Origin of the sequence: Corynebacterium glucuronolyticum DSM 44120, from assembly GCF_030440595.1 — a bacterium.
GTDB classification, from domain to species: Bacteria; Actinomycetota; Actinomycetes; order Mycobacteriales; family Mycobacteriaceae; genus Corynebacterium; species Corynebacterium glucuronolyticum.
Genome location: NZ_CP047452.1, coordinates 282,552 through 306,831, shown reverse-complemented (window position 1 = coordinate 306,831; position 24,280 = coordinate 282,552). Strand labels below are relative to the sequence as shown.

The window sequence follows — 24,280 nt, the reverse complement described above, 5'->3', positions numbered from 1 at the left end:
GTAAGGTTTGTTGGTATGCAGGATCCTTTCATTGCCCTGACGATCCAAACGACAGGCCTCCACCCCTCCACCGCCCGCATCGTCACCATCGATGCGGTGACGTTCGACGCGGAGGGCACTCCCGTGGACACGTTCTTCACCATGGTCAACCCTGTGACGGACCCGGGGCCCCGCCACCTGCACGGGGTCCCGCGCGCGGAGGTCGAGGCTGCTCGTCCGTTCGGGCACTTCCTCAAAAAGCTCTGCACGCTTCTCGACGGTCGGACGCTCATCACCCACAACGCCCCGCAAACCTGGGGGTTCATCGTCAGTGAGTCGAAACGCACCCTCAAGGCGCGCCGTCGCAAGCGCGGTGGGCGCAGGCGGCGCGGGGTGGGGCACGTGCCACGGTCGGTCGCCGTCGTCGACACGCTAGGAGCCGCCCGTCGTGAGGGCATCTTCGTCACCGATACGCGGCTGCGAAGCCTCGCGCACCAATTGGGGTACAACGTCAGCGAAAAAGCGTCGATAAGCAGAGCACAGCAACCAGCAGCAGAACTGACTAGAGAGGACACCCTCCTCCTGGCGCGCCTCTTTTTCGAACGCTTCCGCGACACGCACGCAGTCAGCGACCCCAAGGAACTCAAAGCCGACCGCTTCGGTCTACAACGCTCCCTCATCCGCGTCGATGCCGCCGCGGCCGCCAAGAAGCCCAACCCCGGACAATTCGCCGGCGAACTCAAACCCGGGATGGAGGTCGTCGTCGCGCCTGAGATCGCCCGCGACCCCGACGACATCATCCACGCCGTCGTCGACGGGGAACTCGCATACTCCGAAAAAGTCACCCGCACCACGTCTTTAGTGGTGTGCAACGAGAAACGCCCGAGGCGTGGGAAAGGAATGCACGCACACCGGAAAGGCATCCCCCTGATTACAGACGAGGAATTTCTCCGCCTTGCTAGTATGAACCCATGAAGCTGCCTAAGGCCGTCCGCACGTACCGTCGCCGTCTAGCCCGCACTGCCGCGAACGTCGCAACCACCGCGTCGCGCGCGACAGGACGAGGCGCAGGGGGGATGATCGGCGGGCTCGTCGCAAACGCCATCGACCCCTCAATCATGAACGACCTCGGCGGCGGCCGACCCGTGGCGCTCGTCACCGGCACCAACGGCAAATCAACGACAACCCGGATGCTCACCGCGGCACTGCGCACCCGCTACACGGTGGTGTCGAACGAGGGCGGCGACAACATGGACGCCGGCATCATCTCCGCTTTGCTGGCGGGCGAAGACGCAACGCACGTGGTTTTGGAATGCGACGAGCTGCACGTTCCCCACGTGGCCGAACGGTTGGATGCAGGGTGTTTGGTGCTGCTCAACCTGTCGCGCGACCAGCTCGACCGCGTCGGCGAGATCAACAAAATCGAACGCGCCCTGCGCGCCTGCGTGAACGCCCGGCCGGACATGACCGTCATCGCCAACTGCGACGATGTGCTCATGACCTCCGTCGCGTGGGACTCCCCCAACGTCATCTGGGTCTCCGCCGGCGTCGGCTGGCTCGGCGACTCCGTCAGCTGCCCGCGCACCGGCGGCGCCGTCATCCGCGACGGCTGGGACTGGTACGCCGTGAAGAAACTCCCCAACGGCCAAGAATTCCGCAGGCCGGAGCCTTCGTGGCTCATCACGCCCGAGGGTGTCACACACGCCGGAAACGTGACACCTCTGGAGCTGCAGCTGCCCGGCAACGCCAACCGCGGCAACGCCACCCAGGCGATCGCCGCGGCGGTCTCCTGCTACGACATCCCCGTAGAGGACGCCGCCCGCGCCACCGGCACCGTGGACAATGTCGCCGGACGCTACTCCACCATCACGCACGGTGAGCACCAGGTGCACATGCTGCTGGCGAAGAACCCCGCCGGCTGGCAGGAAGCCCTGTCCATGGTCGACCGCTCCGCCGATGGCCTCGTCATTGCGGTGAACGGGCAGGTCGCCGATGGCGAGGACCTCTCCTGGTTGTGGGACGTGCGGTTCGAATCCTTCGAGGGCATTGCCGTCAAGGCCGCCGGCGAGCGCTCCGCCGATCTGGGCGTGCGCCTGCTGTACGGCGGCATCGAGCACGAAACGATCCCCGACCCCATCGCCGCCATCGAAGCGTGCCCGCCCGGCAAGGTAGAGGTACTCGCCAACTACACCGCATTCCGCGACCTCAAGAAAGCGCTGAACAAATGAGTGAACTCACCATCGGTCTTCTGCTCCCCGACGTCCTCGGCACATACGGCGACAATGGCAACGCGCTCGTGCTGCGCAGCCGCGCCGAAATGCGTGGCCTGACGGCCACGATTAAGGAAGTCAAACTCGGCGACCCCGTGCCGCTCGGCCTCGACGTGTACCTCATGGGTGGCGGCGAGGACACCGCGCAGACGCTCGCTGTCGAACACCTGGCGGACTTAACGCGCGTGAGCGCCCCGATCCTGGCCATCTGCGCCGGGCTGCAGGTGCTCGGCGAAAGCTTCCGCGCTAACGGTCGGGTCATCGACGGTGTCGGGCTTATCGACGCAACCACGACGACGCTCAAGAAACGCGCCATCGGGGAGATCCGCACCCGGCCGACGGGCCTGCCAGGGCTGACGGAGACGCTCACCGGGTTCGAAAACCACATGGGTGCCACGCTTTTGGGTGCCGATGCCGCACCACTGGGAACGGTGCTCGTGGGCGTGGGCAACTCCGACTCGTCCGGCACCTACGACATGGCCGACCCCTCGGCGCAACTATCGGCAGAAGGTGTCGTGCAGGGCAACGTCATCGCCACGTACCTGCATGGGCCGGTGCTCGCACGCAACCCACAGTTGGCGGATGTCCTGCTTGAGCGGGCAACCGGCATGGAGCTGGAGCCGCTCAACCTGCCGGAGGTCGAGCAGCTGCGGAAAGAGCGGCTGGCAGCCAAGCGAATGGAGCGCTTCTAGGTCAGGGGGTCGGTGCGCGCGGCGCGTGCAGCGGGCACCAGCGAGGCGAACAGTCCCACACCAACACCGGCGAGGGCGAGGAGGGCGAGGGTGCCCCAGGGGATGACGAGGACATCGATGCCACGTGTGGCCATGAAGCGCACGAACCACCAGCCGATGACACCACCGACGACGACGCCGATTGTCGAACCGGCTAGGGCGATGAGGATCGACTCGGTGGTCACCATGCGCCACATCTGCGTGCGCTGCAGCCCGACGCTACGGAGCATGGCGAACTCGTGGCCGCGCTCGATGATGGACAGCGCCAGGGTGTTGACGATACCGAGGATGGCGATGATGACGGCGAGGGCGAGGAGGGCGTAGACGACGTAGAGGAACTGGGAGATCTGCTCGGTTTTGGCGTCGGCGTACTCGTCGAGCGTTAGCTGTTCGACGACTTTGTAGTCGTCCATGATGTCCTGAATGTCGGCGCGGGTGGCCTCCGATGCGTCGTCAAGCTTGACGTATGTGGCGGAGCTGAACCAATCCTTGCGGTCAGAAACGAGCCGTTCCGCCACGGGCAAGGTGACCGCCTGTTTGGGGAGGACGGAGCCCGGCTCCCAGATGGCGAGGACGGGGACGTCGAGCACCTCCGAGGAGTGGTCGGAATCGACGCGCACGGTGTCGCCGACGGTAACTCCCAGGTCGTGTGCGGCGATGGTGTTGAGACCGACACCCAGTTCTGAGGACACCTCGTCGAAGGAGCCGTCGACAAGCGAAATCTCCATGAGCTGGGAGGGGTCGCTGGTGAGCACCGAGTTGAGCGGGTGCTCGCCGTTGGAGCCGGTGCCGGTGCCCGCGATGCGGACGGGGACGGAGGCATCCGCGTAGATCGCCTCGACCCCGATGACATCGCGGAGGTCCCTGTTGACGGCCTCCGGCACGCCCGACGAGGAGATGAGGCTCGCCGGCGTGACGACGACGTCGGCGGCCAGCTGCGTGGTCACCGTGCCGGTGGTGCTCGCCGCCATCGACTGGCCGAACACGCTCGCCGCCGCGACGAGGCCGACGCCTAGGGTGAGGGCGAAGGCCGTCGTCGCCGTGCGGGTGGGGTTGCGGCTCAGGTTGGTGCGGGCGAGGAGGCCGATGATGCCACCGCCCCGGACGTCGAAAAGCCTCTTGAAGAGGGCGGGAGTGACAAGCAGAACAGCAACCAGAGCCAGGGGCGGGAACGCGACGCTGGCGAGCAGCAGGACGATGCCGACGGCTGTGCGGACCCGGAGCGGGCGCGGCGCGGTGGTGTTCATCGCCTGGATCGGGTGGAGACGGCCGGCGCGCATCGCCGGGGCGAGGGCGGAGACGCAGGTCACGAGGATGCCGACGAGGAACGGGACGGCGACGCTGGCGGTGTCGAGACCGACCCCGGCGTCGGGCAGGCCGAAGCCCGCGCTGTTCATGAGCGAGTAGATGACGCGGACGATGACCATCCCGAAACCGATGCCCGTAGCTGAGCCGATGATGCCGATGAGCGCCGACTCGAACAGGACGCTAGTTGTAACCTGGCCACGGGACGCGCCGATCGCGCGGAGGAGCGCGAACTCGCGCGTGCGTTCCGCCACGAGCATGGAGAACGTGTTCGCGATGAGGAACGTGGCCACAAACATGGCGACAAGGCCGAAGGCGAGAACAATGTAGGTGATAAACGAGAGCTGCTCGCGCAAGGATTGGGACTCGTCGTTGGCCGCCTCTACCCCGGTTTTCACCTTCGCCTCCGGGAATTTATGTTTGACCATGTCGCGCAGCTCCCAGGCGGGGATGTTTTCGGCGACGATCTCAATGGTGGACGTATGGATCCCGTCGGTGTAGATCTTTTCCATGTCCGCGCGGGGCACATTGATGCCCACCCAGCCGCCGGTGGCGAACTCCTCCTCAACCGTCGATTCCAACGTGATCTCCTGGCGCCCGCCCGGGTACATGACGGTGACGGTGTCGCCCGGGCTGATGCCGGTGCGTGCGGCGGCGTCGGTGTTGATGGCGTACTCGTCGGGGTGCTTGTGGTCGGCGATGATCCACGTGCCCGCGCCACCGGAACCGACGGCCTCGCCGTCCTTATCCAGCAGGATGATGGGGACGGTGTCCACCGGGTGGGCCTCCTTCACGCCGTCGATGTTCTCCAGATCCGTGAGCATGGACAGCGTGAGCTGGTAGTCCTTTGTGCCGGTGACGACGACATCCACGCCCTCATACTCGGCGTAAATGATGTCGTCGAAGGCTTTGGTCATGGTAGCGGTGAGCATGAACGCGCCGGAGACGAAGCTCGTGCCCAACACCACCGCGAGGATGCACATGAGCATGCGCACGGGGTGGCTGCGTGCTGACCGCCAACTGATGAGGGCGAAGGTGCGCATGGCTACAGTTCCGCAAGTGTGGCCATGGTGGACATGATCTCCTCGTTGGAGGGTTTTTTCAGGTCGGCGGTGATTTTGCCGTCGGCAAGGAAAATGACGCGGTCGGCGAAGCTTGCCGCGTGCGCATCGTGGGTGACGATGACGACGGTCTGGCCGAAATGATCCACCGAGGCGCGCAGGATAGTGAGCACCTCCTGGGAGGAGGTGGAATCAAGGTTGCCGGTGGGCTCATCGCCGAAGATCAACTCGGGGCGGGTGACGAGGGCGCGGGCGCAGGCGACGCGCTGCTGCTGGCCGCCGGAAAGCTCGCTCGGGCGGTGGTCGAGGCGCTTGTCCAGCCCCAGGCGGGAGACGATAAGCCGGAACCACTTGGGGTTCGGTTTCCGGCCGGCGATGGCCAGGGGCAGCAGGATGTTCTCCTTGGCCGTGAGCATGGGGACGAGGTTGTAGTCCTGAAAGATGAAGCCTAGGCGGTCGCGGCGATAGGCGGTGATTTTCTTATCGGACAGTGTGGAAATGTCAGTGTCGCCGATGAACACCTGACCCGATGTGGGCTTGTCCAGGCCCGCCATGCAGTGCATGAGGGTGGACTTGCCGGAGCCGCTCGGGCCCATGATGGCGGTAAACGTGTGCTGCTCGATGGCAACAGTCACGCCGTCGAGGGCGCGGACTGTGGTCTCACCCTGCCCGTAAATTTTGCGCAGGTTGATTGCGCGCGCGGCGGCCTGCCGTGTGGTGCCCATCGCTGCCTCCAAGAGGAAAAACTTATCCTCTTGAATTATTTCACACCGACAGTGCCGGCGCAGCCGTTAGATTTTCAGGCGACCGGAGAGAGCGCGGGAGAGCGTAAGCTCGTCGACAAACTCCAAATCCCCACCGAGGGGCATGCCGGAGGCAAGCCGGGAAACGGTGAGCCCAGAGAAGTCTTTGAGCAGACGGGCGAGGTAACTGGCGGTGGCCTCCCCCTCGGTGTTGGGGTCGGTGGCGAGGATTACCTCGGCGATGTCGGGGACGCCCGACGAGACGTCGGGAAGCGTTCCTCCAACCCGTCTAACCAGTTGGGTGATGTTGAGTTCTTTGGGGCCGATGCCGCCGAGGGGGTCGAGTGCCCCGCCGAGGACGTGGTAGCGGCCGGTGTATTCGCCGGTGCGCTCGATGACTTGGATGTCTTTGGGCTCTTCGACGACGCAGATGGTGGTGGCGTCGCGTTCGGGGTTGGCGCAGATGGTGCAGACCTCGTCGGAGGAGATGTTGCAGCAGATTCTGCAGAAGCTGACGCCGCCGACCACCCCGGTGAGCGCAGAAATAAGCCGCTCAACGCTGTCGTCTTCCGCGTTGATGAGGTGGAAGGCGATGCGTTGAGCGGATTTCGGTCCGATGCCGGGGAGGCGGGAGAATTCGTCGATAAGCTCCTGAAACGGACCTTCGAACATTAACCGAGCATGCCCCCGAGGTCGCCACCGTTGAGACCCTGGGTGAGCGGGCCCATCTTCTCCTGGGCCATGGCCTGCACCTTGCGGTGGGCATCGGCGAAGGCGCCGATGATGAGGTCCTTGAGGCCGTCGATGTCCTCCGGGTCGACGACGCGCTCGTCCATGGTGAGGTCAGAGATCTGGCCGGAGCCACGCATGGTGACGGTGACGAGTCCGCCGCCGGCCTCGCCGACAACGCTGGACTTCACGATCTCTTCCTGCGCCTGCTGCAGCTTCGCCTGCATCTGCTGGGCCTGCTGGATGATCTGGTTCATATCGGGCTGAGTCATTGTTTCTCCTTGTAGTTTCTAAGCTTGTTACATTCTACATTGGCCTGGCGCCAAGCTCTGTTTGGAGCAAGTCCATCGCCATGTCCTTCGGTGTCCGGTGGTCGAAGTTGCCCGGGTCCTCCGTTGCGGCGCGGGCCATCTCCTCCTCCATCTCCTCGTCAGTGGGTTCAGGAGGAAGCGGAATGTCCGGTTCTGGTGGAACGGGCGGTGGCGGCGGATAGTTCCCGGGCTCCGGTTCCCTGTTCTTGGCAACGATGGCGTTCATCCGCTGCTTCCAGTGCGGGATGGAGGCCTCCGGTTGGTGGCTCTCCTCGTCTGCGCTTTCCGACGCCTGTGCCTCCGGTTCCCTGTTCCTTTCCGCAGGCCCCGCCGTGGGCACCGGCGGAGTCACCGTGGGCATCGGCTGAGCAGGCGCTGCAGGCGCGATCGGAGCCGACGGGCGCTCAGGTTCCGGTGCCGGTGCGGGCGCTGGCGCTGGCGCTGGCGCCATCGCGCCCGTGGGGGCGGAAGCAGGCACGTCCGCTGACGCGGGCGCATCCGTAGAAGCGGAACCGGGCGCGGACGCTGGTGCAGGCGCGGCCGTCGATTTCGTGGATGCCGGGATCTTGTTACCCAGCACGCATTCGACGGCGAGCGACGCGTTGGTCTCTGCCATCACGGCATCGACGATGTCGGCGTTGTGCTTCGCATCGTTGAGCCGGTTGGCAATCGCCCCGGTGAGGATGCCGAGGTAGAGGGTGCCATCGCGGACGTCGAGGAGCGTCGCACCGCGGAGCAGGATCCGTGCGGTCGTGTTCTTCTTTTCCCGCGAAATGTAGTTGAGGATATCGACCCACTTCGCCCGCACGGTTTCCACGTCCACGGTGCTTGTTTCGGGCTCCTGGGGAGCAGACTCCACCTGCTGTGGCTGCTCGTCGTGCCCGGCCTCCCACTGCTGCCGCGGTTCCGGAACTTCGTGTTCTTCCTGTTCAGGCTGCGACGGCTGGCCATATTCCTGGTACTGGCGAGGCTGCTTTTCCTCCACCGGTGCAGACGGTGCAGATTGCTGCTGCGACTGGGCAGGCTGCTGAGCCTGCGGTTGGGCAGGTCGCTGTACAGGCTGCTGGGACTGTGGTTGCGCTGGCTGCTGTGGCTGGACAGGCTGCTGAGCCTGCGGCTGGGCGGCCGGTCGCTGGGAGCGCCGGAGGTATTTCTTGCCTGCCTCGCTGACCTGCTCCGGGGCCGGGGGCGCGAGGGCTGCAGGGCTGGAAGCTGGATCGATGACGGGGGCACCCGTGCCGACGGAGAGGAGGCGGGCCATGAGGACCTCAAGAAGGATGCGGGGGGCGAGGGTGCCACGCATGTCCTCCAGGCCGGTGTTGACAAGTGCGGTGATCTGAGGCAGCCCCTGCCCCGAGAAGAGCTGGACTTCCTCGGTGAGCTCGGAGTGAAGGAGCGAAGGAGCGTCGACAAGCCCAGATGAGAGGGCATCCGGGACGGCCTGGAGGACCATGAGGTCGCGGAAGCGGTCGAGAAGATCACTGGTGAAGCGCTTCGGGTCGATGCCACGGTCGATAACCTGACCGACGAGCGAGAATGCGCCCGGCGCGTCGTGGGTGGCGATGACGCGGACGGCGGAATCGAGGAGCGTGGAATCCGTGACTCCCAAAAGGGGTGCCGCGAGCTCGTAGCTGAGCTTCTCACCAGCAGGGACGCCGGCGAGGAGCTGATCGAGGATGGAGAGCGTGTCGCGTGGCGAGCCACCGCCGGCGCGGATGACCGGCGTGAAGACCGCATCTTCGACCTCGACGCCCTCGCCCGCGCACACATCTTGCAGAAGACCGCGCATAACAGGCGGGGTGAGCAGGCGGAATGGGTAATGCTGGACGCGGGAACGGATCGTACCGATGATTTTTTCCGGCTCCGTGGTGGCGAAGATGAAGACGAGGTGCTCCGGCGGCTCCTCGACGATCTTGAGCAGCGCGTTTGCACCCTGCGGGGTGATCATGTGCGCCTCGTCGATGATGAAGATGCGGTAGCGGGACTCGCTTGGCGCGAAAACGGCCGATTCGCGCAGCTCACGCATATCGTCGACGGAACCGTGGGAGGCGGCGTCGAGCTCCGTCACATCCAGGTTGCCGTTGCCACCCGGCGCGAGCGCGCGACAGGACTCGCACTCACCACACGGGGTGGAGGTGGGGCCGTGTTCACAGTTGAGCGACCGGGCGAGGATGCGGGCAGAACTCGTCTTGCCGCAGCCACGCGGGCCGGAGAAGAGGTAGGCATGGCCGATGTTGCCGCTGTCGAGCGCGACGGACAGCGGCCGCGTTACATGCTCCTGACCTCGGACTTCTGCGAACGTTGCCGGACGATACTTGTGATATAAAGCCACGGTTAGAGAGTCTACCTTCCCCTACCCACACTCAAGAGAGTTGTGATTCGGTCGTCCTCGGTCAGCTGGGGAAGGCCCGCTTCCCACAGGGTCGGCGCGGTGAAGACGTAGCCATGCAGGCGGGCGCCCGGCTGGAGGCCCGTGAGGTCGAGGGTGAACAGCTCGGCGAGCTCGTCTGCGGAGAGCTCGAGGCTGAAGAGCTCCACGCGGACCTCCTTCTGCGTCATCCCCCACACCTGCGCGCCGGTGACAAGCCCCAGGTCCTTTTCCGCCAGGCCAGCCGTGACTACGACCCCGTCCGCGTTCGTGCCGATGGTGGCGTCTTCGTCGGTTCCTCCTTCGTCGGAGGTTCCTCCTTCGTCGGAGGTTCCTCCTTCGTCGGAACCGTTAGAAAGAGGTTGGAAGTTAAACGGCGAGGTGAAAAGCGTGTTTAGCCAGTACTGCGTGGCTTGGATATCCATTGGCAAACCCCCTGGGTGGAAAACATGTGCCGGTACGAAACAGTGTAGCCAGTTGGAGGAATTGTGGGGGCTAAGTGCGAACCAAGAACAGAACGCTACCAAAGAACTAAATACATCAGCGCCGAATGCCCCATACACCTAAGCAGAATTAACGAGCCAGACGTAGCCTCATGAAGATTTCTCAAGCCCTACCGGTTTTCTGGAAACCATGGTACAGTGACTTTGAACCGCCTGTTACGACAGGAAAGGAAGAGAGCCCTAGAACTCCAGCCGGACGACTGGACCTAGGGCTTTCGTGCGTCTAGATCGCATGGCAGACGACCTTCCTCTCAAATTCCCTCCAGTATTGCTGTTCACCTCGAAAAGTTGCGTTGTACATTCCAAGGACCACATCCGGAATCCAAAGAAGTGGCTCATCGCTGCCATTGATATGTTTAAGCCGAATATCCCTGTAAAGCCCAGAGCCCTGCAACGCAACAATATGCTCAATATCTTTTTGGTTCTGGGTTTTCTGCCTACTCTCGAGGGTAACGCGAGAAATCTTCATTTCCGATACCTCGTAGTAGAGTCGCTCCAAGCATTTGCGCCGATACCGTTCCGTTTTGCGACTTTCTTGGCTGAGCGTAGAAACAATTACATGGTGACAACCAAGAGCAGAAATTGACTTAGCTATTTCACGACGTCTTTTACTTTGCTCATCAGTCCAGTGCAACTTTGTTTGCCCGGGTAACAGTAAAGGAACCAGAACGTCGCGTATTCTCTCACACTGGTCAAGCTCCAAAACAGTTGCGCAGATCATATACTCCTGGCAATTTTCACCTCGAAGCATCAATGATTCGTCCACGTAGACAATTGGAGTTGATTCCACCGTTTCAGCATATCCTTGGTCTCCAACTCAGGGGATTTTCTCTGCATAAGCAGCCAGTTCTGCGAAAGACCAGGGCTTTAAGCGAAACTAAAGTCCAAGAATGGAAAATCCCCATTAGCCAGAAGCTGATTTCCCAATCTAACTAACGGGGAGCATTGCATTTGGAAAATTTTCTCCCTACTCGGACTTGAGTCGCAGATCCTGGTGGTAGGGATCTCGCCAGTCGAGACGATCGGTGTCCTTGGTTTCGATGCCCTGGTCCTCGACCTCGGGGACGTGGGCAAGGATGTTCTTGCGGGCACGGCCGGCGCGGAGCTGACGCTCGATGCGCTCGGCAAGGCGGCTGAGGCCGAAGTTGATGGCGATCATGATGATCGCAACGACAACGAGGGCAGGCAGGTAGTTGCGGTAGTAGGACGCGCTCATCAGGCCGGAGCGGACGACCTCGACGTAGAGGATCATGTAGCCAAGTGCCGTGTCTTTCAGGGCGATGACCAGCTGGGAGATCAGCGCCGGGAGCATCGTGGCCACAGCCTGCGGGAGAAGGATGTTCCAGATGGTCTGGCGGTGGGACAGGCCCAGTGCTTCGGCAGCTTCACGCTGGCCGGTGGGCAGCGAGAGGATGCCTGCGCGCAGGGTTTCTGCGATGACGGAGCCGTTGTACATCGTCAGGCCGAAGACCACGCCCGCAAACCCCAACTGGGCGGACGGGACGATGGCGTACGTGGCGAACACGGAGTAGGCGAAGATCATGAGGATCAGCACCGGGATGGCGCGGAAGAACTCCACGATGATGCCACAGAACCAGCGGATGGCCTTGTTCTTGGACAGGCGCCCCACACCGAGCAGCGCACCGATGATGATGGCGAGGATGATGGAGACAAGTGCCGCCTTCAGCGTTCCCCACAAGCCGGGGAGGATGTAGGTGGTCCAGGTGGTGGACTTCAAGAACGGGGTCCACTTCTCGGCGGCGAGCTGGCCGTTATCGCCAAGAACCTTGAGCACCCAGGCGATCACCGCGATAGCGATGACGAAGGTGGCGATGGTGACGATGCGGTTGAATTGGCGGGCTTTGGGGCCCGGGGCATCGTAAAGGACTGTTGCACGTACTGTCATTTTTTATGCCACCGCCTTCCTGCGGGTGTAGCGGGTGAACAGCAGGCCCATCGGCAGTGTGATGATGATGAAGCCGAGGGCGAAAATCATGAACACCAGGATCGTGTGGTTAGCGTGGTTTTCGATGGTGGACTTCATCAGCAGCGATGCCTCGGCAACGCCGATGACGGAGGCGATCGTCGTGTTCTTTGTCAGTGCGATAAGTGTGTTCCCCAGCGGCACCACAGCCGACTTGAAGGCCTGCGGGAACACGACGAAGCGGAACGTCTGTGTGAAGCTCAAGCCCAGCGAACGCGCGGCCTCGGCCTGCCCGAAGTGGACGGTGTTGATACCGGAGCGCAGGGACTCTGCCACGAACGTCGAGGTGTAGAGCACGAACGCGAGGACGGCGAGCCAGAAGTTGTTGTTCTTGATGAAGTTGTCGTTTTCCGGCGCAAGCGTCAGCCCCAGGTTCTGGTACAGGCCAATCGAGCAGAACAGGATGATGAGCGTCAGCGGGGTGTTTCGCACCGTCTCGATGTAGAAACGCGCAATACCGCGAAGGATCGCCACCGGGGAGACGCGCATCGCTGTCAGGATGACCCCGAGGATGAACGCGCCGATGGCGGAGAAGAATGTCAGTTTGATGGTGACCCAGAAGGCTCCGAGGAGTCCCGGCCACAGGTCTGCCCACAGTTCAGTCATTGGCTGTCTACTCCTTTACAAAGTCCAGGTTGCCGGCTTCATCGGCCTCCACCACGGAGGCGTTTTCGCCGAGATTCTTATCCACCATGGCCTGGAACGAACCGTCGTCCTGCATGGCGCGGACGGCATCGTTGATCGCCTCAGTGGATTCGGCATCGTCCTTGGCCAGGCCGAGTCCGTAGTGCTCGTTGGTAAACGGCTTGCCGTCTTCCTTCGTCATCTCGATGACCTCGAACTCGCCCGGATATTGGAGAGCAAAGCCGTAGAGAATGGTGGCGTCGGTGGTCATGGCATCCACCTTCTTCTGGTGGAGCGCCTCCACACATGAGGAGTAGGAGTCATACTCCTGCAGCTGCACACCGGGCAGGGATTTCTTCACTTTCTGCGCGGGGGTGGAGCCGGTGACGGAGCACAGCTTCCTGCCCTTGTCCAGGTCCTGCAGTGACTGCAAGGTGTGGTCATCGCTGCGGACGAGAAGCGCCTGGTGAGTGAGCAAGTAGGGGCCACCGAAGTTGACGGATTTCGCGCGGGAGGCGTTGATGGAATACGTACCGGCGATCATGTCTACTTCACCGTTCTTGATGACGGTTTCGCGGGTGGCGGATGGCGTTTCACGCCAGGTGATCTCGGGGTGAGCGACACCGCGCTGGTCGGCGATGTGGTTGACCACGTAGGTGGCGACTTCCACGTCAAGACCGGTCATGGTCTTGTCGGGGTTGCGCATGCCGAGACCCGGCTGATCGTATTTGGTTCCCAGGATCACGTGGCCACTGTCGACGGAGCGCACGAGGCTGCGGGGCTCTGTGGATCCGCAGGCCGTGGCTGTGACGGCGACCGCCAGGGCGGAAATGATGGCGAAAATTCTTCTCATCATTAGCGCCCCAGGATCTTGGACAGGAAGTCCTTGGCGCGGTTCGACTGCGGGTTGGTGAAGAACGACTGGGGGTCGGTGTCTTCGACGATCGTGCCGTCGGCCATGAACAGGATGCGGTCGGCGACCTCGCGGGCGAAGCCCATCTCGTGGGTGACCACAAGCATGGTCATGCCGTCGGCGGCGAGGGAACTCATCACCTGCAAGACCTCCCCCACCATTTCCGGGTCAAGAGCCGACGTCGGCTCGTCGAAAAGCATAACCTTGGGCTTCATGGCGAGCGCACGGGCGATGGCGACGCGCTGCTGCTGGCCGCCGGAGAGCTGTGCCGGGTACTTGTCGGCCTGTTCGGCGATGCCGACGCGAGCGAGGAGCTTGTCTGCCAGGGCGTTCGCCTCGCCGGCATCGACCCCTTTCACCTTCACCGGTGCGAGTGTCACGTTCTTGCGGATGGTGAGGTGCGGGAAGAGGTTGAAGCTCTGGAAGCACATGCCGACCTCGGCGCGCAGGGCGGTGAGTTCCTTGCCTTCCTCTGGCAGTGGGGTGCCTGCGATGGCGATCGTGCCGGAGTCGATCGTTTCTAGGCGGTTAATGGTGCGGCACAGCGTGGATTTTCCGGAGCCACTTGGGCCCAACACAACGACGACCTGCCCTTTTGGTACCTCAAGGTGGATGTCCTTGAGGGCGTGGTAATCGCCGAAGTACTTGTTCACGCCGTCCATGCTGATCATGGGGGTCTGCGAGTCATCGGTGTAATTCATGCCACAAAAACTAGTGACTTCGCCCACCATAAAACAACATGTTGAGCAATCTTAACGCCCGAGTACTTACACCCGAAATGTCAGATGTTTTTTATTTACCCACCTTACCACGTTTTTAGCCAACCCTTAGCCTCCCCCTGACCTACCCCCATTTACTTGTTCGGTAGTTCGAAGCCGAAAGTTCCCAACATAAAAACGCCCCCGCGTGTTAAGCGGGGGCACGGTAACGCTGAAAGGGCGTTAACGCTGAAGCGCGTTAGGCCTGCTTCTCAGCGGCGGCGAGGAGAACGCAGGTGGCCACACCCTCCATGGCCTCCTCCAGCTCGTCGATAGGCGGAAGAGACGGGGACAGGCGGATGTTCCGATCATTCGGATCCTTGTGCAGCGGGAAGGAACTGCCGGCGCCGGTGAGGGCGATGCCAGCCTCCTTGGCGAGCTCAACGACGCGGGAGGCGGTGCCGTCGACAACATCGAGGGAGATGAAGTAGCCACCGTCCGGATTCGTCCAGCTAGCGACACCGTACTCGCCGAGGCGGTTGTCCAGGATGGAGACAACCTTCTCAAACTTGGGGGCCAGCGACTCGGTGTGCTTGCGCATGTGGTTCTTCACGCCCTCGGCATCGGTGAAGAACTCCGCGTGGGCAAGCTGGTTGACCTTGTTCGGGCCGATGCCGCGTACGCCAGCAACAGATACCCAGAAATCAAGGTTCTCCTTGGAGGAGGCGTAGAAGGAAACACCGGAACCGGCCAAGGTGATCTTCGAGGTGGAGGCGAAGATGTTAAAGCGGTTCGGGTGACCCGCCTCGGCGGCGTAGTCCAGAACCGGGTACACCTCCGGGAAGTCCCCGCGCAGGATGTGGATGGCGTAAGCGTTGTCCCAGAAGATGCGGAAATCGGGGGCGGCGGTCTCCATTTCGGCGAGCTCGCGGCAGACCTTCTCCGAGTAGGTCTGTCCACCCGGGTTGGAGAACATCGGTACGCACCACATGCCCTTCACGGCCGGGTCCTTGACCAGTTCGCGGACGGTATCCATGTCTGGGCCGTCCTCGTTCATCGGCACCGGAATCATCTCGAAGCCGAACTTCTGCGTGATGGTGAAGTGGCGGTCATAGCCGGGCACCGGGCACAGCCACTTCAGGTCTTCTTCCTGCGACCAGGGCTTGGGGGAATCCTGGTTGCCGAAGATGTAGGTCCAGCTAATGATGTCGAACTGAATGTTCAGCGAGGAGGAATCCTGTGCAATGATGTTGTCTACATCGACACCGAGGAGCTCCGCCCAGATCTCGCGGATATCGAGGATGCCGCGGAGGTTGCCGTAGTTGCGAACGTCTGTGCCCGTCTTATCCTTCACGGAGTTGGGCAGGCTCAGCAGTGCGTTGGAGAAGTCGAGCTGCTCCGTCGACGGCTTGCCGCGGGTGAGGTTCAAGTCCAGGTTCTTGGCCTTGAGCTCGTCGTACTGTTTTTTGAGTGCAGCTAAATCTAGAGTGTGGGTCATGCTGTCCTCCCAGCAAAATGAATCCGGTTATGTCCACCGACAACCTTACCCCCTCGCTCCCCTGCCCGGCACCGCATGATCGAGGATGCTTGTCGACGCCCACGGGGTGACGTCCCCACGAAACCACCGGTTCGTTCGAACCACCTACTAAGTGCGCCCACCGCGAAGAAAAACTCTAGTAGACACATATCTACTTTTCGCTACGCTCAGCTGAGAATTTGATGCTGCCAAATAAGTACTGATGGCACCAGCAAAGGCGGCAGCTCCGGCACCCCGTTCGGGCCACCGCTGTAGATCAGGAACGTGGCGACCGAGAGGTCGCGGACAAGCTCGAAGCCAGCGTCAACGAACTCTTCCACGGTTTCTGACAAAGGCTGAGGATAAAAGGCATCGTTCATGCCCCACCCCACCGGCCGATACGTGGCGCAGGTATCAGTCAGCACCGTTGTCTGCAGGGACTCGGTCGAGGATCCAACAAAACGCTCCTACAACGGGCGCTGATACGTATACGCCAGATACTGCAAAATCGCCTTCACCCGGCGGTTAGGCTCAGCAGCATCGAAGCCGAGTTTTTGGAATACGGAGGCTATATGCTTCGATACGCCTGCTTCAGAAAGGTAGAGGTGAGCAGCGATATCGGAGTTGGACAAACCTTGCGCCATCGCTTCAAGGACCTCGCGTTCGCGCACCGTCAGGCTTTCGATGGCGGCGCCTTGGTGGTCATGGCGGGCGAGGTTTTCGGCAATCTCGCTGCCCAGGACCACCCTGCCCTGGCCTACCGCACGCAGCGTGTCCAGGAATTCTGCTACATCCGCGATAGAGTCTTTGAGGATGTAGCCCACACCGCCAGCATTGGCCTGGCCATACGTCAGCTCGAGGACGGCGCGCGCATACGCCGGCGTGGCGTATTGGGAGCACACCAGCAGCCCAATGTGCGGGTATTCCTTGCGAATTGTGGCTGCGGCTTGGAGGCCATCGTCCCGCATCTGCGGGGGCATACGGATATCTGTTACTACAACATCTACATCCGGGTGCCCTGCAACTGCGGACAGAAGCTGAGTGGCGCTATCGCATTGGGAAATTACTTCAATCCCCTGGCGCCTGAGCATTCCAGAAAGCGAATCACGGAGTAAACCGGAATCTTCCGCCAGCATTATTTTCATAGCACCACTCCTGGCTCATCACGGTGTAAAAGAAGCGGAATTGTCGCCGCTACGCGGGTCGGGCCGCCTTGCGGTGAATAGACTTCCAACGTTCCCCCGACTGCATGGATGCGTTCACGCATTCCTGCTAATCCTCCTTCGGGCACCACTCGTGCACCGCCCTGGCCGTGGTCAACGACTGAAATGTTCAAGCCCTCTCCAACGGTAATTAAGACTTCTACCAAACTGTCTGAAGCGTATTTGCGTGCATTTGTTACTGCCTCGAGGGTGAAGAAATACGCGGCAGCTAGCACGCCCTCCGGCACTTGAGGAATCGGGATGGGACAACGAATGCGAACGTATTTACTATCGCAAGCATCCTCGAGCGCTGCGACAAGTCCACGTTCATGCAAAATTTGCGGGTGAATTCCGCGGACCGTAGCACGCAGGGAGTCTAAGCTCTGCTGCAGCGCAGCGCGAGCTTCTGCGAGCAGCTCTGCCTGCTGCCCAGTAGCGGTGAGTTGAGCCTCCCCGATTTTTAATGCTGCGCTGACCAAATACTGCTGTGCTCCGTCGTGCAAGTCACGCTCAATGCGACGCCGCTCTATTTCGTATGCATGGACAAGAGCACGTTGCGAGGTTACTAGCTGTTCGAGGAGCTGCTGATGTTCCATCTTGTTGCGGGTGTGGCTGTTTTTCCGGAACCAACGCATGCCGTTAACTTTAACTGATGCCACCGTGCGTGGGGGTAGAGCTGGGTCTACCGTGACTCTATAACCAACACCATTCATCTTCGCTGGCGAACCAACTTAAATAAACATCTATGACAACACCCATACTTGCAGCAGAACAGATAACAAAAGCATTCAATAGCGCCACAGTTCTGCGTGGCATCGACCTGCATGTTGCCCCCGGAGAAAAAGTAGCCATCATGGGGCCTTCGGGTTCTGGCAAATCTACCTTCCTCAATTGTTTGGCTGGAATCTTGACGCCGACCTCGGGCACGGTGACATTTCAAGGCAAGGTCATCTCCTCAGCTTCCGATGCCCAACGTTCTGCACTCAGGCTGCGAGACTTCGGGTTCATCTTCCAAGACAGCATGCTTATCCCCGAGCTTCCGGCTCGCGAAAATGTGGCTCTGCCCTTGCGCCTGACTGGAGTGAAAACTTCTGACGCACTCGATCGCGCGGATGCCCTCCTCCACCATGTAGGGCTGGGTGAGCACTCCCATAAATTACCTGCGGAGCTCTCCGGTGGGCAGGCACAGCGAGTCGCGATAGCTCGTGGCTTGGTCCACCAGCCGAGCGTGGTCTTCGCCGACGAACCTACCGGTGCACTGGATCAGGCCTCCGGGCACCAGGCAATGCAACTGATTACCTTGACATTGTCGCACTACGGTGGCGCTTTGGTTTTGGTCACTCATGACACCAAGGTGGCGCGCTGGTGTGACCGACTTGTTGAAATTCGAGATGGATTCATTCACTCTGATCAGACGCTTCGCCGCCACGAGGAGGAAAACTGATGGCTACCCCTTCTTTGGCGCGTCTGACCACCGAGTTGGCCATCCAACGTTCCCACACTAAGAACCGTGACAGTCTGCTCATTTTCTTAAGCGTTCTTGCCTTTGCAATAGTAAGTTCCATTGCGACGATCACCGCCAGCGGAACGTACATGTTCTACCAACGCTATCACCACCCGTACGGCAATCTAGCCGACGCTTTGGAGCTCGATCCTTCATTCGCGATCATTCCCCAGACCTACCTCAGTCTCGCATTTTTTGCTTGTATTCTCATTGTGATTCCCGCCTGCAATTTGGCCTCACAAGCTGCCCTGGTGACAGCGCAATCGCAGCACTACCGGCTTGCGGTACTGCGCCTTATCGGCTTGAATCGCCGCCAGGTCAACGTCATGGGTGCCTGCGAAGTGCTCGTGCAAGCCGTAACGGGGATCGTGTTGGGGCAAGTTCTTGCGCTTCTTTGTGCCCCTTTGTTTACTGGTCTGAGCTTTCAATCGATGCCTGTAAGCATCGACGAAGTATATATGCCCTGGTATTTTTATCCACTTATCGATGCCATCTTGGTCGCGTTCACGCTCGTAGCAACATTCGTGGGATTGATCCAGGTGAGCATTTCGCCACTGGGAGTAGTACGCCGTAGTGCAGCGAAACGCCTGCGAGCCTGGCGTTTGCTCGTTTTGATTGCTGTTCTGGCGGTTGCCTATGTTTTCCCTCGTTTTACAGACGAGAAGAGTACTCTTAATCAGCTGTTCTTCAGCTTCGCGGTCGTGGCACTGCTGATGTTGACAAACGACATCGCGGGCCCCTTTATCCTGCAGCTTTTGGCTCGCCCATTGGTACGCATACCAAGCGTCACGGTGTCGTGGGCTTTCCGGAATGTCCTGCACAATCCCCGGACGGTGTGGCGCCGGATCTCCGGAATTTCATTCTTGATTTTCCTGGCAGCATTCGTTGGTTTTATGCGCTTTGCTCCCGGTGATGATCTCTCCCAGGCGGCTCAATCGGTCACCGAAGCCCTCAAGCCTGACCTGAATCTGGGACTGCTTCTGGTTATCGTCATCACCTGCATCATCAACTCGGTGTCTGTCATGATCTCACAAATCGCAGCAGAGTTTAGCCGTGAGCAAAACATCCGAGCTCTTCACCGTATGGGAGTTAGTCCCCAACCGATCATCTCAGTGAATTGGATCGAAAACATCGTGCCCTTTGTCCTTGCGACGTTGAGCGCATGGGCTTTGGGAACGGTGGCTGGCAGTGCCTTCAGCGCTGGTACCGATTATGTGATCGAAGACCCAGAATCTGTCGGGGGTCCTTTGGTAGTCCTTGGCGCTATCACTATCGGAACCATCCTGCTTTTCCTCGCACAACTGCTCAGCCTTCCTACTTTTAAGAAAATCTACAACAGCTCGCCGCAGGTGCGTACGCGCTAGGCGACTCCACTGCGCCAGATTGCAGGAAAGCTCTGGCCTCAAGGCCATTCGTCAAAAAGGTTCAACGTGGATTCGCCTCACTGTGCAACGATTGTGAAACGCAGAGAAACTACAGCGAAAAACGAGATTGCCTTCGCACTGATGTGGATTGCAATCTACGGTGTCGCAGTTTCTCTTGGCGACGAGCTCTCGCGGTCCCTCAGTGTCGAGAAAGGCATCACGCTGCCAGTCCTGGCCACCCTCTCCTGCATGCTCCTTATCTTCGTGCGAGAAATAATGGGCGCAAGCACTACGGCTTGCGCCCTCCCCGCGTGTTTGCCACGCAGTTCCTCCACTACGTCCCCTTCATTATCCTGTTCACGGTCCACTGTAGTTCGGGGCTCAGCTCAACCGCCCAGGCAGTGAAATAGCCTGCTCTATAGGTGCAATGCTGTGCGTGGCGGTTTTCTTGAGGAACTGATCTTCCACGGTCTCCTCTTCCAGGCGATGCGCACCTACAATTGAGATGCTCGTTTCCTCGCTCACGTTCAGCCTGGGGCGCATGGTGAACCTGATCCACGGCGGCGACATGACACGTACGGAGAATCCGTGCCAGGTGCTCTACCCCACCGCCAGCGGTTTCCTCCTTGTCACGATCTTCTAGAAAAGGGGCAGGGTGTGGGCGCACATCGCAGTCCACGGCATCGTCCACGCCGTTGCCAACGAGGACCGAGAGAACGACCTAGCGAACGAGTACGTGGTACCGGTATTGATCGACATCACGGTCTTCGTAGGTGCGTACGCGTTGTGGCTGCAGAGGCGAGTTCCGGACGGGTTTAAAAACACACTCTGTGTCCGATAACTTCACAATCGTGGCTTAGCCCCAACATTGGGGTTAACCCCAACATTGCGAGTTGCAGAAAACCCCATTCGACATGCAAAAATCCCCGGTTCCGAAGAACCGGGGATTTTTCACCGCGGAGGATAGGGGATTTGAACCCCTGAGGGATTGCTCCCAACACGCGTTCCAGGCGTGCGACATAGGCCGCTAGTCGAATCCTCCGAGAAAGAAGAGTAGACGATGTTAGGGGTAAAACACAAAACGCCTGGTCAACGCCCCGCAGACGACAGGCCGGAGAAACAAGGATGGCCTGTTTTCATTTCTTCGCCTAATCCGTTACACTTACGAACCAGGATCCCGCACGGCGGTTATCTTGTGAACTCCCCCAGGGCAGGAATGCAGCAAGGGTCAACGAGCTCTACCGGGTGTGTGGGGTCCCCTTTTTCTATTCGGGGCGCAGCGGACTTATGGCGTGTGCGTGTATCCTTGGGCGCACACGCCACCGCCTCACGCTCGTAGGACGGATCGAGGCGGGCACGACATTTCTACACCCCATGGAGCAACCAATGTTTCGATTCGCCGTTCCACTCATCTCTTCACTGCTGCTCACCGCGATGTTTGGCGGACTATGGGCGTCGGTGGTGGCGACGGCCTTTTCCGATGATTCTGTCGTGCCGCTATTCGCTGCCCCCTGGTTCTACCCCGTTTTTCTGGTGCTCGGCGCGGTCCTCGCGTCGTGGGGAACGTTCACCGCCCTGCAACTACCCGGCCGCAGCCCCCTCACGTATTCGTATGTGCTGAGCATCGCTTTGCTCGTGGCGGGTGTCGCCTCTTTCTTCGTCCTCAACGGGGAGACCGCGATCAACATTTTCGGCTTTCTCGCCATCGCCATCGGGCTTGCCTGCGCCGATGTAGCGGCGCTGTTGTTGCTCGGCGGCGCGGTAGTTCGGAAGGGCAGAGAAAAGAAAACTCGGACCGATCCTGGATCGCATCCGAGTTCTTACCGCTAGATTCCAGCGCGGCTTTAGACCTCGTTCGTTCCTGAAAGAAGCGCGAAGAGGACCGCCATGCGGAGGTAGACGCCGTTGGCGACCTGCTCGAGGACGACGGTCTGCTCGGCATCGGCAACCGCGTAGTCGATCTCGTGGCCGCGGATCATCGGGCCGGGGTGCATGATGAGGGCGTTTTTGTTCAGCTTGTTTAGGCGCTCGGCGGTCATGCCGTAGAGGGCGCGGTATTCGCGGTCGGAGGGGAAGAAGCCACCGTGCATGCGCTCCTCCTGGACGCGCAGCAGCATCGCCACGTCGAGATCCTTCAGGATCGGGTCGAGTTCATAGGAGGTCTCGGCAGGCCACGTCTCCACGCCGGCGGGCATGAGGGTGGGCGGGGCGACGAGGATCACCCGGGCACCCAGCATGGACAGGACATCCACGTTGGAGCGCACGACGCGGGAGTGGAGGAGGTCGCCGATGATGGCGACGGTCTTGCCCTTCACGTCGCCGAGGTGCTGGCGCATGGTGACGGCGTCGAGAAGCGCCTGGGTGGGGTGCTGGTGAGAGCCGTCACCGGCGTTGATAACGGAGGGGCCGACACCGTCGGGGGCAACCCACCCGGCCAGCAGCTGCGGCGCACCCGAGGAGGGGTGGCGGAGGATGAAGGCTTCCACGCCGATGGCGGTGAGCGTCAGGCCCGTATCGCGCAGGGACTCGCCCTTTTTCACCGAGGAGCTGGCGGCGGAGATGCTGAGCACGTCGGCGCTCAGCGACTTGGCGGCTGTCTCAAAGGAGTTCTTCGTGCGCGTGGAGTTCTCGTAGAACAGGGAGGCCACCCGGCGCCCACGGAGGGTGGGAAGCTTGCGGATCTCGCGGTCGGACAGCGTGTTGCGGAACTCGTCCGCCTGATCCAGAAGGTAGGTGATTTCCTCAGCAGAAAGATCTTCGGTGCTGATTAGGTGCTTCATTATTTGTGTTCCTCGGAGTAGGTGATTCGGTCGGCGGAGTCGAGTGGCTGGAGCTCACAAACGACGTTTGCGTCCTCCGGCAGGTGAGCGACGGCGGTGCCCACATAGTCGGGGCGGATGGGGAATTCGGGCTGCTCACGATCGACGAGAACGGCGAGTTCGACGCGGCGGGGGCGACCGACGTCGGCAAGTGCATCAAGAGCCGCACGAATCGTGCGACCGGTGGAGAAAACATCGTCGACAAGCACAACAACCTTGTCCTCCACCCCACCGTGAGGGTAGACAGTTTCCTGAAGCGCCCGGTGCGGGCGACGACGGAGATCGTCACGGTAGGGGGTGACATCGAGGGACCCAAGCGGAACCGACACCCCCGTCTCGGCCGCGATGGCCTCCCCCAGGCGCTGCGCGAGTGGCACGCCCCCAGAGGGAATGCCCAACAAGGTTACTTCGCCACCGTCGCAACGACGTTTTTCAATAATCTGGTGCGCGATGTGGGTGATCATCCGTGAAATTTCTTCACTACCGACAACCGATACCATCGAGCGCCTCCTTCCCCGCCTCTCTGTGCGGTCCGTTAAAGGATAGTGCCGAGGATTAAGTATAGACCCGCAGGGCGCGCAACAGAAGCTCTACCGGGAGCACGATCTTCGCCGTACAATGATGCTTTACCCACGAAACAGAAAGGACTCCCACCCCATGCCCATGAACCTGAGCGGCCGGTCGTACCTCAAACTGCTGGACTTCACCCCCGCAGAAATCCGCTACCTCATTCGCCTCTCGCGACGGTTCAAGGAACTCAAGCTCACCGGCACCCCGCACCGCTACCTCGAGGGCAAGAACATCGTCCTGCTGTTTGAAAAAACCTCCACGCGCACCCGCTGCTCCTTCGAGGTTGCCGGCCGCGACCTGGGGATGGGCGTCACCTACCTCGATCCCGGCTCCTCCCAGATGGGTAAGAAGGAATCCCTGCCGGATACCGCCCGCGTGCTCGGGCGCTTCTTCGACGGCATCGAGTACCGCGGCTACGGGCAGGAGATTGTCGAGGAGCTCGCCAAATACGCAGGCGTTCCCGTGTGGAACGGCCTCACCACCGAGTTCCACCCCACGCAGATGATCGCCGACATGCTCACCCTGGAGGAAAACTTCCCCGACGGCATCGCCGGCAAGAAACTCGTGTTCATGGGCGATGCCCACAATAACGTGGCCAACTCGCTCATGGTCGTGTGCGCCAAGCTAGGCCTGCATTTTGTCGCCTGTGGGCCGACGGAGAACATGCCCGACGACGAGCTCGTGCACACATGCACGGAGATCGCCTCCACAACCGGCGGTAGTGTGACGCTGACCAGCGATGTCGACGAAGCCGTCGCCGGTGCCCACGCCATCTACACCGACATTTGGGTCTCCATGGGCGAGCCCGAGGAGCTGTGGGCATCCCGCATCACGGCGATGTCGCCGTACCAAGTCACCAGCGAGATGATGGAGAAGGCCGCCGACAACGCCATCTTCATGCACTGCCTGCCCGCCTTCCACGACACGAAGACGACCATCGGTGCCGAGATCGCCGAAAAGTTTGGGCTCACCGAGATGGAAGTCACCGACGAGGTGTTTGAGGGGCCCCGCTCCCGGGTCTTCGACGAGGCGGAAAACCGCATGCACTCCATCAAGGCGATCATGTACGCCACGCTGAAGTAGGCA

The 24,280-nt window shown here is 60.9% G+C and carries 25 protein-coding genes, 1 tRNA gene and 1 other RNA gene; 9 read left to right on the top strand and 18 right to left on the bottom strand.

Features of this window, described 5'->3' with window-relative positions:
* The first annotated feature begins 15 nt into the window (after positions 1–15).
* The 3 genes from CGLUCO_RS01400 to CGLUCO_RS01390 are packed head-to-tail and all read left to right on the top strand — an operon-like array spanning position 16 to position 2,941.
* Positions 16–954, top strand: a complete 939-nt coding sequence (locus tag CGLUCO_RS01400) for a DNA polymerase III subunit epsilon (protein ID WP_084036023.1) — start codon at positions 16–18, stop codon at positions 952–954.
* Positions 951–2,207 carry a MurT ligase domain-containing protein gene (locus CGLUCO_RS01395; RefSeq protein WP_084036022.1) on the top strand — a complete coding sequence of 419 codons (1,257 nt, stop codon included), beginning with the start codon at positions 951–953 and terminating at the stop codon, positions 2,205–2,207. The genes CGLUCO_RS01400 and CGLUCO_RS01395 overlap by 4 nt, the downstream gene beginning before the upstream one ends.
* Positions 2,204–2,941, top strand: coding sequence for a type 1 glutamine amidotransferase (locus CGLUCO_RS01390; RefSeq protein WP_005390899.1), 738 nt, complete (start codon positions 2,204–2,206; stop codon positions 2,939–2,941). Before CGLUCO_RS01395 ends, CGLUCO_RS01390 begins: the two co-directional genes overlap by 4 nt.
* Here the strand turns inward: CGLUCO_RS01390 and CGLUCO_RS01385 are convergent.
* The 15 genes from CGLUCO_RS01385 to CGLUCO_RS01315 form a co-directional block, all read right to left on the bottom strand.
* Positions 2,938–5,328 (bottom strand): ABC transporter permease, encoded by a 2,391-nt coding sequence (locus tag CGLUCO_RS01385; protein WP_084036021.1) that lies wholly within the window; start codon positions 5,326–5,328, stop codon positions 2,938–2,940. The two genes, CGLUCO_RS01390 and CGLUCO_RS01385, sit on opposite strands and share 4 nt — an antisense overlap.
* 2 nt (positions 5,329–5,330) lie before the next feature.
* Positions 5,331–6,071, bottom strand: coding sequence for an ABC transporter ATP-binding protein (locus CGLUCO_RS01380; RefSeq protein WP_005396274.1), 741 nt, complete (start codon positions 6,069–6,071; stop codon positions 5,331–5,333).
* 66 nt (positions 6,072–6,137) lie between these two features.
* A complete protein-coding gene (gene recR / locus CGLUCO_RS01375) occupies positions 6,138–6,761 on the bottom strand; it encodes a recombination mediator RecR (RefSeq protein WP_005390905.1) in 624 nt (207 codons plus the stop codon).
* Positions 6,761–7,090: a YbaB/EbfC family nucleoid-associated protein gene (locus CGLUCO_RS01370; RefSeq protein ID WP_005390907.1), complete on the bottom strand. Its 330-nt coding sequence runs from the start codon at positions 7,088–7,090 to the stop codon at positions 6,761–6,763. The genes recR and CGLUCO_RS01370 overlap by 1 nt, the downstream gene beginning before the upstream one ends.
* A 34-nt stretch (positions 7,091–7,124) precedes the next feature.
* Positions 7,125–9,461: a DNA polymerase III subunit gamma and tau gene (locus CGLUCO_RS01365; protein ID WP_084036020.1), complete on the bottom strand. Its 2,337-nt coding sequence runs from the start codon at positions 9,459–9,461 to the stop codon at positions 7,125–7,127.
* Positions 9,462–9,472: 11 nt separating this feature from the next.
* Entirely contained in the window at positions 9,473–9,922 is a 450-nt protein-coding gene (locus tag CGLUCO_RS01360) for a hypothetical protein (protein WP_005396281.1), read from the bottom strand.
* A gap of 301 nt (positions 9,923–10,223) precedes the next feature.
* Positions 10,224–10,766, bottom strand: a complete 543-nt coding sequence (locus tag CGLUCO_RS01355) for a hypothetical protein (RefSeq protein ID WP_231286112.1) — start codon at positions 10,764–10,766, stop codon at positions 10,224–10,226.
* 201 nt (positions 10,767–10,967) lie between these two features.
* The gene (locus CGLUCO_RS01350) at positions 10,968–11,906 is read right to left on the bottom strand and encodes an amino acid ABC transporter permease (RefSeq protein ID WP_070741289.1); all 939 of its coding nucleotides are present in this window, start codon (positions 11,904–11,906) and stop codon (positions 10,968–10,970) included.
* Positions 11,907–11,909: 3 nt separating this feature from the next.
* On the bottom strand, positions 11,910–12,590 hold the full coding sequence (locus CGLUCO_RS01345; RefSeq protein ID WP_005396283.1) for an amino acid ABC transporter permease: 681 nt from the start codon (positions 12,588–12,590) through the stop codon (positions 11,910–11,912).
* A gap of 7 nt (positions 12,591–12,597) precedes the next feature.
* Positions 12,598–13,464: a glutamate ABC transporter substrate-binding protein gene (locus CGLUCO_RS01340; protein ID WP_005396284.1), complete on the bottom strand. Its 867-nt coding sequence runs from the start codon at positions 13,462–13,464 to the stop codon at positions 12,598–12,600.
* Positions 13,464–14,192 carry an amino acid ABC transporter ATP-binding protein gene (locus CGLUCO_RS01335; RefSeq protein ID WP_198481503.1) on the bottom strand — a complete coding sequence of 243 codons (729 nt, stop codon included), beginning with the start codon at positions 14,190–14,192 and terminating at the stop codon, positions 13,464–13,466. Before CGLUCO_RS01335 ends, CGLUCO_RS01340 begins: the two co-directional genes overlap by 1 nt.
* 286 nt (positions 14,193–14,478) lie before the next feature.
* The gene (locus CGLUCO_RS01330) at positions 14,479–15,717 is read right to left on the bottom strand and encodes an aspartate aminotransferase type Ic (RefSeq protein ID WP_084036018.1); all 1,239 of its coding nucleotides are present in this window, start codon (positions 15,715–15,717) and stop codon (positions 14,479–14,481) included.
* 206 nt (positions 15,718–15,923) lie between these two features.
* Positions 15,924–16,115 carry a hypothetical protein gene (locus CGLUCO_RS01325; protein ID WP_005390918.1) on the bottom strand — a complete coding sequence of 64 codons (192 nt, stop codon included), beginning with the start codon at positions 16,113–16,115 and terminating at the stop codon, positions 15,924–15,926.
* Between the two features lie 87 nt (positions 16,116–16,202).
* The gene (locus CGLUCO_RS01320) at positions 16,203–16,880 is read right to left on the bottom strand and encodes a response regulator transcription factor (RefSeq protein ID WP_005390919.1); all 678 of its coding nucleotides are present in this window, start codon (positions 16,878–16,880) and stop codon (positions 16,203–16,205) included.
* Positions 16,877–17,650: a sensor histidine kinase gene (locus tag CGLUCO_RS01315; protein WP_005390920.1), complete on the bottom strand. Its 774-nt coding sequence runs from the start codon at positions 17,648–17,650 to the stop codon at positions 16,877–16,879. The genes CGLUCO_RS01320 and CGLUCO_RS01315 overlap by 4 nt, the downstream gene beginning before the upstream one ends.
* A 32-nt stretch (positions 17,651–17,682) precedes the next feature.
* Between CGLUCO_RS01315 and CGLUCO_RS01310 the strand changes: the two genes are divergently transcribed.
* From CGLUCO_RS01310 to CGLUCO_RS01300, 3 genes are all read left to right on the top strand, one after another.
* Positions 17,683–18,381, top strand: a complete 699-nt coding sequence (locus CGLUCO_RS01310) for an ABC transporter ATP-binding protein (RefSeq protein ID WP_084036017.1) — start codon at positions 17,683–17,685, stop codon at positions 18,379–18,381.
* A complete protein-coding gene (locus CGLUCO_RS01305; RefSeq protein WP_084036016.1) occupies positions 18,381–19,805 on the top strand; it encodes an FtsX-like permease family protein in 1,425 nt (474 codons plus the stop codon). The genes CGLUCO_RS01310 and CGLUCO_RS01305 overlap by 1 nt, the downstream gene beginning before the upstream one ends.
* Positions 19,806–20,310: 505 nt before the next feature.
* Entirely contained in the window at positions 20,311–20,448 is a 138-nt protein-coding gene (locus tag CGLUCO_RS01300; protein ID WP_198481443.1) for a hypothetical protein, read from the top strand.
* Between the two features lie 314 nt (positions 20,449–20,762).
* Here CGLUCO_RS01300 and CGLUCO_RS01295 read toward each other — a convergent pair.
* Positions 20,763–20,847, bottom strand: a tRNA-Ser gene (locus CGLUCO_RS01295).
* A 126-nt stretch (positions 20,848–20,973) separates the two neighbouring features.
* Between CGLUCO_RS01295 and ffs the strand changes: the two genes are divergently transcribed.
* Together ffs and CGLUCO_RS01285 are read left to right on the top strand one after the other, a co-directional pair.
* Positions 20,974–21,072, top strand: an RNA gene (gene ffs / locus CGLUCO_RS01290) — signal recognition particle sRNA small type.
* A gap of 107 nt (positions 21,073–21,179) precedes the next feature.
* On the top strand, positions 21,180–21,635 hold the full coding sequence (locus tag CGLUCO_RS01285) for a hypothetical protein (RefSeq protein ID WP_168167248.1): 456 nt from the start codon (positions 21,180–21,182) through the stop codon (positions 21,633–21,635).
* 14 nt (positions 21,636–21,649) lie between these two features.
* Here the strand turns inward: CGLUCO_RS01285 and CGLUCO_RS01280 are convergent, their stop codons facing one another.
* Positions 21,650–22,585 (bottom strand): aspartate carbamoyltransferase catalytic subunit, encoded by a 936-nt coding sequence (locus CGLUCO_RS01280; RefSeq protein WP_070741263.1) that lies wholly within the window; start codon positions 22,583–22,585, stop codon positions 21,650–21,652.
* Positions 22,585–23,124 carry a bifunctional pyr operon transcriptional regulator/uracil phosphoribosyltransferase PyrR gene (gene pyrR, locus CGLUCO_RS01275; RefSeq protein WP_070741260.1) on the bottom strand — a complete coding sequence of 180 codons (540 nt, stop codon included), beginning with the start codon at positions 23,122–23,124 and terminating at the stop codon, positions 22,585–22,587. The genes CGLUCO_RS01280 and pyrR overlap by 1 nt, the downstream gene beginning before the upstream one ends.
* Positions 23,125–23,281: 157 nt before the next feature.
* Between pyrR and argF the strand changes: the two genes are divergently transcribed.
* A complete protein-coding gene (argF, locus tag CGLUCO_RS01270) occupies positions 23,282–24,277 on the top strand; it encodes an ornithine carbamoyltransferase (protein ID WP_198481444.1) in 996 nt (331 codons plus the stop codon).
* Positions 24,278–24,280 lie beyond the last annotated feature (3 nt).

Excerpts from the sequence above, each read along its gene's own strand:
- CGLUCO_RS01380 (WP_005396274.1), bottom strand. The coding sequence starts at position 6,071 with ATGGGCACCACACGGCAGGCCGCCGCGCGCGCAATCAACCTGCGCAAA.
- CGLUCO_RS01340 (WP_005396284.1), bottom strand. The coding sequence starts at position 13,464 with ATGATGAGAAGAATTTTCGCCATCATTTCCGCCCTGGCGGTCGCCGTC.
- argF (WP_198481444.1), top strand. The coding sequence starts at position 23,282 with ATGCCCATGAACCTGAGCGGCCGGTCGTACCTCAAACTGCTGGACTTC.
- CGLUCO_RS01400 (WP_084036023.1), top strand. The coding sequence starts at position 16 with ATGCAGGATCCTTTCATTGCCCTGACGATCCAAACGACAGGCCTCCAC.
- CGLUCO_RS01310 (WP_084036017.1), top strand. The coding sequence starts at position 17,683 with ATGACAACACCCATACTTGCAGCAGAACAGATAACAAAAGCATTCAAT.
- CGLUCO_RS01385 (WP_084036021.1), bottom strand. The coding sequence starts at position 5,328 with ATGCGCACCTTCGCCCTCATCAGTTGGCGGTCAGCACGCAGCCACCCC.
- CGLUCO_RS01285 (WP_168167248.1), top strand. The coding sequence starts at position 21,180 with ATGGAGCAACCAATGTTTCGATTCGCCGTTCCACTCATCTCTTCACTG.
- CGLUCO_RS01395 (WP_084036022.1), top strand. The coding sequence starts at position 951 with ATGAAGCTGCCTAAGGCCGTCCGCACGTACCGTCGCCGTCTAGCCCGC.
- CGLUCO_RS01335 (WP_198481503.1), bottom strand. The coding sequence starts at position 14,192 with ATGATCAGCATGGACGGCGTGAACAAGTACTTCGGCGATTACCACGCC.
- CGLUCO_RS01305 (WP_084036016.1), top strand. The coding sequence starts at position 18,381 with ATGGCTACCCCTTCTTTGGCGCGTCTGACCACCGAGTTGGCCATCCAA.
- CGLUCO_RS01390 (WP_005390899.1), top strand. The coding sequence starts at position 2,204 with ATGAGTGAACTCACCATCGGTCTTCTGCTCCCCGACGTCCTCGGCACA.
- CGLUCO_RS01370 (WP_005390907.1), bottom strand. The coding sequence starts at position 7,090 with ATGACTCAGCCCGATATGAACCAGATCATCCAGCAGGCCCAGCAGATG.
- CGLUCO_RS01345 (WP_005396283.1), bottom strand. The coding sequence starts at position 12,590 with ATGACTGAACTGTGGGCAGACCTGTGGCCGGGACTCCTCGGAGCCTTC.
- CGLUCO_RS01315 (WP_005390920.1), bottom strand. The coding sequence starts at position 17,650 with ATGAATGGTGTTGGTTATAGAGTCACGGTAGACCCAGCTCTACCCCCA.
- CGLUCO_RS01300 (WP_198481443.1), top strand. The coding sequence starts at position 20,311 with ATGCTCGTTTCCTCGCTCACGTTCAGCCTGGGGCGCATGGTGAACCTG.
- CGLUCO_RS01325 (WP_005390918.1), bottom strand. The coding sequence starts at position 16,115 with ATGAACGATGCCTTTTATCCTCAGCCTTTGTCAGAAACCGTGGAAGAG.
- CGLUCO_RS01350 (WP_070741289.1), bottom strand. The coding sequence starts at position 11,906 with ATGACAGTACGTGCAACAGTCCTTTACGATGCCCCGGGCCCCAAAGCC.
- CGLUCO_RS01360 (WP_005396281.1), bottom strand. The coding sequence starts at position 9,922 with ATGGATATCCAAGCCACGCAGTACTGGCTAAACACGCTTTTCACCTCG.
- CGLUCO_RS01280 (WP_070741263.1), bottom strand. The coding sequence starts at position 22,585 with ATGAAGCACCTAATCAGCACCGAAGATCTTTCTGCTGAGGAAATCACC.
- CGLUCO_RS01330 (WP_084036018.1), bottom strand. The coding sequence starts at position 15,717 with ATGACCCACACTCTAGATTTAGCTGCACTCAAAAAACAGTACGACGAG.
- recR (WP_005390905.1), bottom strand. The coding sequence starts at position 6,761 with ATGTTCGAAGGTCCGTTTCAGGAGCTTATCGACGAATTCTCCCGCCTC.
- pyrR (WP_070741260.1), bottom strand. The coding sequence starts at position 23,124 with ATGGTATCGGTTGTCGGTAGTGAAGAAATTTCACGGATGATCACCCAC.
- CGLUCO_RS01320 (WP_005390919.1), bottom strand. The coding sequence starts at position 16,880 with ATGAAAATAATGCTGGCGGAAGATTCCGGTTTACTCCGTGATTCGCTT.